The organism is Chitinispirillales bacterium ANBcel5 (assembly GCA_029688955.1).
In the GTDB taxonomy this organism is placed as follows: Bacteria; Fibrobacterota; Chitinivibrionia; order Chitinivibrionales; family Chitinispirillaceae; genus Cellulosispirillum; species Cellulosispirillum alkaliphilum.
The window spans coordinates 66,549-73,133 of the sequence record JARUKZ010000022.1; the positions used below are offsets into that span (position 1 = coordinate 66,549).

Genomic DNA, 6,585 nt, shown 5'->3' on the forward strand with positions numbered 1-6,585 from the left:
ATATACCTCAAAATAATGTGAATGTATGTCTGAGAGTAAGGTATATACCCACCCCAACAAAAATAACTGCTGTTACACGTCTAACCCAAATTTCAATTGAGGTGAGGCTATTAAACACCTTTCCTACCGATTTTAAGCTCACACTCATCACTATGGCAAATATAATCACCGGAAGAGCAGTCCCTATTCCATAAAGGGTGGGCATCATGAGTTTTGAGCCGTGGGTGAGTGACAGAGGTATGAGGCTTCCAAAAAACAGTGCCGCAGAAATAGGACAGAATGTAAGGGCAAAGAGGATACCCAGAAGTGATGCACCCCAAAGACCACTCTTTTCAATGCGGTTTTGAAGTGAACTGGAGATCCCACCACCGGATTTATTGATTTTTATGATACCAAAGAGCATCAGTGCCACAAAAAGCAGAATCGGACCTAAGATCATGTTCATATAGCGCTGAAGAAACATCGAAAGAGTAGGGATTGTGAGCAGGCTTGTGGTAACAAGAGCCCCTACAACTATGTACGCCAGTGTTCGTCCGGCGGTATAAAGCAAACCGGCCCACAACACCGCCCGGGTATGCTCAGAGCGTCTGCCCACAAAAGAGATCGCAGCAATATTGGTCGCTAAGGGGCAGGGAGAAATTGAAGTTAATATCCCAAGCCACAGCGCCAGTGCTATATCAAAAAAATAACCATCCATACAGATCACCCTTTCAGATATTCATTGATTCCACTTCTTATATAGTTTTTAAACTGCTCCGGGGCGCGCAGAAGCTGCCATATCTGATCTAGGTTTTTCCACTCCTTCTCCTGCTCACCATCCATTGCAGATACTACCACCGATTGGGAGAAAAGCCCGTAGTGCTCCACAAGGTGCCGGTTCTCTGTTTGCTGCACATTTACTGCTTTAAATGTAACACTTCCATCGGCAACCTGGTCAGCAAAATCTTCCCTGACTACCTCTTTGGTCCAGTTTTCGATATGGGTACATGGCCCGCAGCGTCTGGTGGTATGAAAGTAGTAGACAACAACTTGTGAATTATTTCCACTCCCGGTTTCAGCACTCCCGGTTTCAGTACTCCCGGTTTCAGTACTCCCGGTTTCAGTACTCCCGGTTTCAGCACTCTCAGCTTCAGCACTCTCAGCTTCAGCACTCTCAGCTTCAGCACTCTCAGCTTCAGCACTCTCAGCTGATTGTTGAATGTCGACCTCTGTTTGCCGGGGTTGGTTTTGGCAGGAACTAATAACCAAAAGAGCAACAACCACCAGCAGATTCAAAAGTAAAAGGCTACCTGCTTTTTTCATACTCTCCCCTTTGGACCAGGCTTTGGGTTGATTGTAGAATTCATAACGTGCTAAAATATTTAAGATTTTTAAGCAATCAGTTTTTTTATCTCATCGATAGTAGGGACTTTCCCTGTACTTACCACTGTACCATCAATTGCAAGAGCCGGAGTCATCATCACCCCAAAAGACATTATTTCGGTTATGTCAGAGACTTTGATCAGCTCATATTCAATTCCACTCTCTTTGGCTGCTTTGTCTGCGACTTCTGCAAGTTTATTGCATTTAGGACATCCGGTTCCAAGTATCTGTATTTTTTTCATTTTTCATCCCCCTTTTATTTTAACCAAAAAAGTTTCCGTAAATCATTCCCGAAGTTGTAGCCATTATTACCACTAAGATAATGAAGGTAATCAGTTTTTTGAGTCCCATCACTCCATAAAGCACAAGCATACTTGGAAGTGAAAGCGCGGGGCCGGCCAGTAAAAGTGCCAGTGCCGGCCCCTGTCCCATACCGTTTCCAATGAGCCCCTGAAGAATAGGGACTTCGGTGAGCGTTGCGAAATACATGAATGCACCTGCAATTGAGGCAAAGAACACTGCCCGAAAAGAGTTGCCGCCAACCGCCGCGGATACCCATTCAGATGGAATAATTCCCTCATTACCCACTCTTCCAAGAAGAAAACCTGCCACAAGTACCCCAAAAAGTAGCAAAGGCATTATCTGTTTGGCGAATATCCATGTTGAAGAGAACCATTCACCGATTTCACCTTTCTCTGTACTGATTACGGCAGAAAACCCCACTGATGCAGCAGCAAAGGCCGCGACCGGTTGGAACTCTGAGACGATAAAGCGGGGTGCAAGGGCTGCAATGATAGCAGCGGGAACTGCCGCAGCGGCAAGTTTCCACCACTCCAGCTTAAACCAGGTGATAAGTATGATTCCAAAGATCAGTGCAAACACAGTAGTAACGATCCATTTGTTTTGATATATAACATTCCATATGCCGGTTTCCTGCATCGGCTGGCCCCAGTTTGCAAACACAAGCACCGCTATCATTACAAAAAAGTAGGCTGCGGTTTTCCACAGAGGTCGCGTATTCTCTTCCTGAGGCATTGCAACCTGATTTGCCGCTTTTACCGCCTCCTCTTTGCGATAGATACAGTGCATACAGAGTCCGATAACTATGCTGAAAACGACGGCACCAACTGCCCGGGCAATTCCCATTTGAGGGCCAAGAACTCGTGCTGTAAGCACGATAGCCAGCACATTTATTGCCGGCCCCGCATAGAGAAAGGCTGTTGCAGCACCAATTCCTGCGCCCATCTTGTAGATTCCGGCAAACAGAGGCAAAATCGTACAGGAGCACACCGCCAGTACAGTACCCGAAACCGATGCCACCCCATAGGAGAGAAACTTATTGGCGCCGGCTCCAAGATATTTCATCACCGATGCCTGGCTGATAAACACCCCGATAGCTCCGGCAATGAAAAAGGCTGGTATAAGGCATAGAATCACATGTTCCCGGGCATAATATCTAACCAGAGCAAGAGCTTCATACACCGCATTATCAAACCGGGGGGTACCAACGGGCATATAAAAAACAGCGAGAAACACTGTTACAATCAGTAAAAGCGGTTTAAATTCCTTTTTCCAGTCCATCGATCTACTTTCCTTATAATCAGTGATTGGGTGCGACTGAGCAAAGCTGCTCTTTTAGATTTTCCTGCAGTACCGATTCGATACATCCCATGAATTTAAGAACACAGGGCACTTTAAGGGAATAAAACACCATAAGACCCCTTTTTTGATCTTTCACTATACCTGCATTCTTAAGAACCGAGAGGTGTTTTGAAACGGTGGAAGTATCGGCGCCAATCATTGCGGTCAGTTGGCAGACACAGTGCTCGTTTTCCGAAAGCTGTTCTATAATAAAAAGGCGCGTAGGGTGGGCCATGGCTTTTAGTACTGCTGCCTTAGCTGTGTAGCTTGAGACTACATTTGTATTCATAGATAATCCTTTTTAATCTGTTCGACTATTTGGCAATATAACCAATTAGTAGGTGAAAATGCAAATTTTGGGTAGAATAAAGCGGCAGCACAATTATTTTTATAATCAAAGAGAGTACTGAATCTTAAAAAATGCAAGGAACGTATGTCATTACCTTTCGAAGATCCGGTTTTAATATTTGCCAGTGTTATGGCTCTTATTCTGATAGCGCCACTTTTTGCCCGTAAGTTGAAATTGCCCGAAATAGTAGGGTTGATAGTGGCTGGAATAGTTGTAGGGCCCTATGGGTTTGGAATTCTTGCCCGTGATGACACAATTCAGCTGCTAGGGACTGTTGGACTTTTATTCATAATGTTTCTTGCCGGCCTGGAGATTGATCTTAACCAGGTTCGTCGAAAGAAAAGCTACACCGTCATTTTTGGGTTTCTTACCTTTTTAATCCCTCTTGGGCTGGGCACAGCGATGGGGGTGTGGATTTTTGGAATGAATATATGGGCTTCGGTGCTGCTCGCGAGCATGTTTTCATCTCATACGCTTCTTACCTTTCCGGTGGTGGGTAAGCTTGGATTAGCGAAGGCTTCTGCGGTAACCACCGCAATAGGGGGAACGATTATCACCGATACACTGGCACTTCTTCTTTTGGCAGTAATTGCCAGCGCCACTCAGGGTGAGATCGATTCTGCTTTTTGGATTCGTCTCTTTTTACTTATGACAGTATATGTGGTAGCGGCTCTCTTTTTAATTCCCTTAATAGGGAGGTGGTTTTTTCGTAAAGTTGATTCAGATGAGAATTCAGAATTTGTATTCGTGATTGCGCTTACATTTGCCAGTGCCTATTTAGCTCATGTGGCAGGTTTGGAGCCGATTATTGGTGCTTTTCTGGCTGGGTTGACTCTTAATTCCCTTATTCCGGAGAGAAGCTTACTTATGACACGCATTCACTTTTCAGGGGATGCCATATTTATTCCCTTTTTTCTCCTTAGTGTGGGAATGCTTGTTGATGTAAGTTTACTGTTTACTGCAACAGAGGCATGGGTTGTCCTGGCAGGGATGGTCATTGTAGCACTGGCTGCTAAATATCTGGCGGCGCTACTATCGGGTAAGTTACTTAAGTATAGTAAAGATCACAGTAACCTTATATTTGGTTTAAGTGTAAATCAGGCTGCTGCTACTTTGGCTGCGGTGTTGGTTGGATATGACATAGGACTCTTTGATGAGACCATCATTACCGGTACTATAATTATGATCGCGGTAACCTGTTTTGTTGGTTCAATTGTTACCGAACGTTCTGGAAGGAAGGTGGCACTGCAAAAGGAGCAGGCTCACTTTGATACCAATTTTACTGCTCATCGTATACTTATTCCTATAAAGGAGCGTGTTGGTGCAAAGGAGCTTTTGGATATCTCATTTTTGCTAAGAGAGAAAAGTTCAAGTGAGCCGCTTTATCCCATAAAGGTGATTGAAGAGGAGGGAGGAGAGTCTGAAGAAATGGTGGCCGCTGCTGAGAAGACGCTTGCTCACAGTGTGGTGAGAACGTTGGCCGCAGGGGTTCCGGTTATTCCTATAACGACTGTTGATGTAAATGTTTCCGCCGGTTTGCTCAGAAGTATACGAGGTAATCGTATCACTATGGTTGTGCTGGGCTGGGATGGAACAGTAAGTGCAAAAACAAGGGTTTTTGGACGCTACATAGATACGGTTATTGAGCGTACCAGCCAGATGGTGATGATAAACAGAAATGTTGCACCGATAAATACCACCGGTCGTATTGTAGTTGTTTTGCCACCGCTTGCTCATCGTGATATAGGGTTTAATGAGCTTATTGCAACAATTAAGACACTGGCAAACCAGGCGGGGACGTCACTACTCTTTTTATCTACAAAGGAAACCTATGAAAACACCGTTGATTTCATAAAGAAAACACGGCCATCGGTGCAGGTTGCCTTTGACACTTACAGTACGTGGAAAATGGTTTCTTTTAAAGTAGATGAAGTCATAGAAGACGATGACTGGCTTATTCTTATGAGTGTAAGAAAGGGTGAAATCGCGTGGCAGCCTACTTTAGACAGAATGCCGGCTGTGATGGCTCATAAATTTCAAAAAGTTAATTTCTCGGTTATTTTTACACCCACAGAACGACGCAAAAGTGTTCAGATAGCAGAAAACACCTCCTTTTTGACCTCCGTGTTTACACCAAGACGCATGCTCTTCAATGTAGAAACCGAAGATGTACAAGGCTTAATTTATAAATTACTTGGTACTCACTTTTCTGAACACTCACCGATTCATAACAGACTTGCAACACTTATTTACAAGATAAGTCAGGAAGAGCCGGTGGAGCTGGTGGAGGATGTGGTACTGCTTCACACCTATGTTCCTTATCTGAGCGAAACACTGACCTTTCTGGGCATATCGAAAAATTCGTTAAATGTCCCTCTTGCCTCCGGAAAGCCCCACGTTGTTATTATTTTGCTTGACCCTGTAGGGCAGGATCCTGCAAGTCACCTTCGCGCTCTTGCGGATATCGCGAATCTTATCCGTTTGCCGGGGATCGTTGATGTGCTAAAGAGTGCCCTCGATTTTGAAGAGCTGGTGGAAAGGATAACAGTACTTTCTTCTGAGCAGCCACCAAAGTGATACCAGGGCGGCTATAAAGGGAGTGTTGGCACCTGAGAGCCATCAGTATAATCAAAAGCTAAGGAGTAGAGATATCCGGGGCGCCTGTCGCGGACGGCACCGGTTCTCCTCTGCGTCTTCTTAGTTCACCCTTCGCAGAAGTTTGTTACGGAGAACGGGCGCCTTTCCTTTTTTTCCTCTCTGCGTTCTCAGCGCCCTCTGCGTTTATATTCTTCATTTAAAACTTTTACAATTACTCTCCACTCTATGTAGCAGTTTAGGAATAAAACATCCACTATGAATTAAGGCACAATCATATTTATATGACCAGAATAGAGAATTTTAAAACGCAGAGAACGGGTAACCTGGCAATGAGCCATTACCAAGATATGAAACATTCGTGGAAGGGAGGTTAAAGTAGAACTATTGTCGATATGTTCGCTGAATAATGGTCTGAATGCGAGAGCCCAGAGAAGTTATCTACGGCATATTGAGGATAATTTGAAGAATCGTAAACAATCCGGAGTAAGGTTTAGTCAACCGCTCCGTAGTTTGTGGGAGCTGTGGCAGCCGTGCAAAGCAGTGAACAGACCACGAACAAGTACAGCGAGGTGAAGGGTTGTGCCCTGAATCCGTAAACGAGCTTCGAGAAGCGTATAGTTTGGGTGTGAGCCTAT

The 6,585-nt window shown here is 44.7% G+C and carries 6 protein-coding genes; 1 reads left to right on the forward strand and 5 read right to left on the reverse strand.

All coding sequences use genetic code 11. The features are described from left to right. Window positions 1-7: 7 nt before the first annotated feature. The 5 genes from QA601_12495 to QA601_12515 form a co-directional block, all read right to left on the reverse strand. Window positions 8-697 carry an aromatic aminobenezylarsenical efflux permease ArsG family transporter gene (locus QA601_12495; GenBank protein MDG5815902.1) on the reverse strand — a complete coding sequence of 230 codons (690 nt, stop codon included), beginning with the start codon at window positions 695-697 and terminating at the stop codon, window positions 8-10. A gap of 5 nt (window positions 698-702) precedes the next feature. Beyond that, window positions 703-1,302, reverse strand: coding sequence for a nitrophenyl compound nitroreductase subunit ArsF family protein (locus QA601_12500; GenBank protein ID MDG5815903.1), 600 nt, complete (start codon window positions 1,300-1,302; stop codon window positions 703-705). Window positions 1,303-1,370: 68 nt separating this feature from the next. Continuing rightward, window positions 1,371-1,604: a thioredoxin family protein gene (locus QA601_12505; protein ID MDG5815904.1), complete on the reverse strand. Its 234-nt coding sequence runs from the start codon at window positions 1,602-1,604 to the stop codon at window positions 1,371-1,373. A 19-nt stretch (window positions 1,605-1,623) separates the two neighbouring features. After that, window positions 1,624-2,943 (reverse strand): permease, encoded by a 1,320-nt coding sequence (locus QA601_12510; GenBank protein MDG5815905.1) that lies wholly within the window; start codon window positions 2,941-2,943, stop codon window positions 1,624-1,626. Window positions 2,944-2,962: 19 nt separating this feature from the next. Beyond that, on the reverse strand, window positions 2,963-3,292 hold the full coding sequence (locus tag QA601_12515) for a metalloregulator ArsR/SmtB family transcription factor (GenBank protein MDG5815906.1): 330 nt from the start codon (window positions 3,290-3,292) through the stop codon (window positions 2,963-2,965). Window positions 3,293-3,436: 144 nt separating this feature from the next. Here QA601_12515 and QA601_12520 point away from each other — a divergent pair, with 144 nt between their 5' ends. Next, window positions 3,437-5,929 carry a cation:proton antiporter gene (locus tag QA601_12520; GenBank protein MDG5815907.1) on the forward strand — a complete coding sequence of 831 codons (2,493 nt, stop codon included), beginning with the start codon at window positions 3,437-3,439 and terminating at the stop codon, window positions 5,927-5,929. Window positions 5,930-6,585 lie beyond the last annotated feature (656 nt).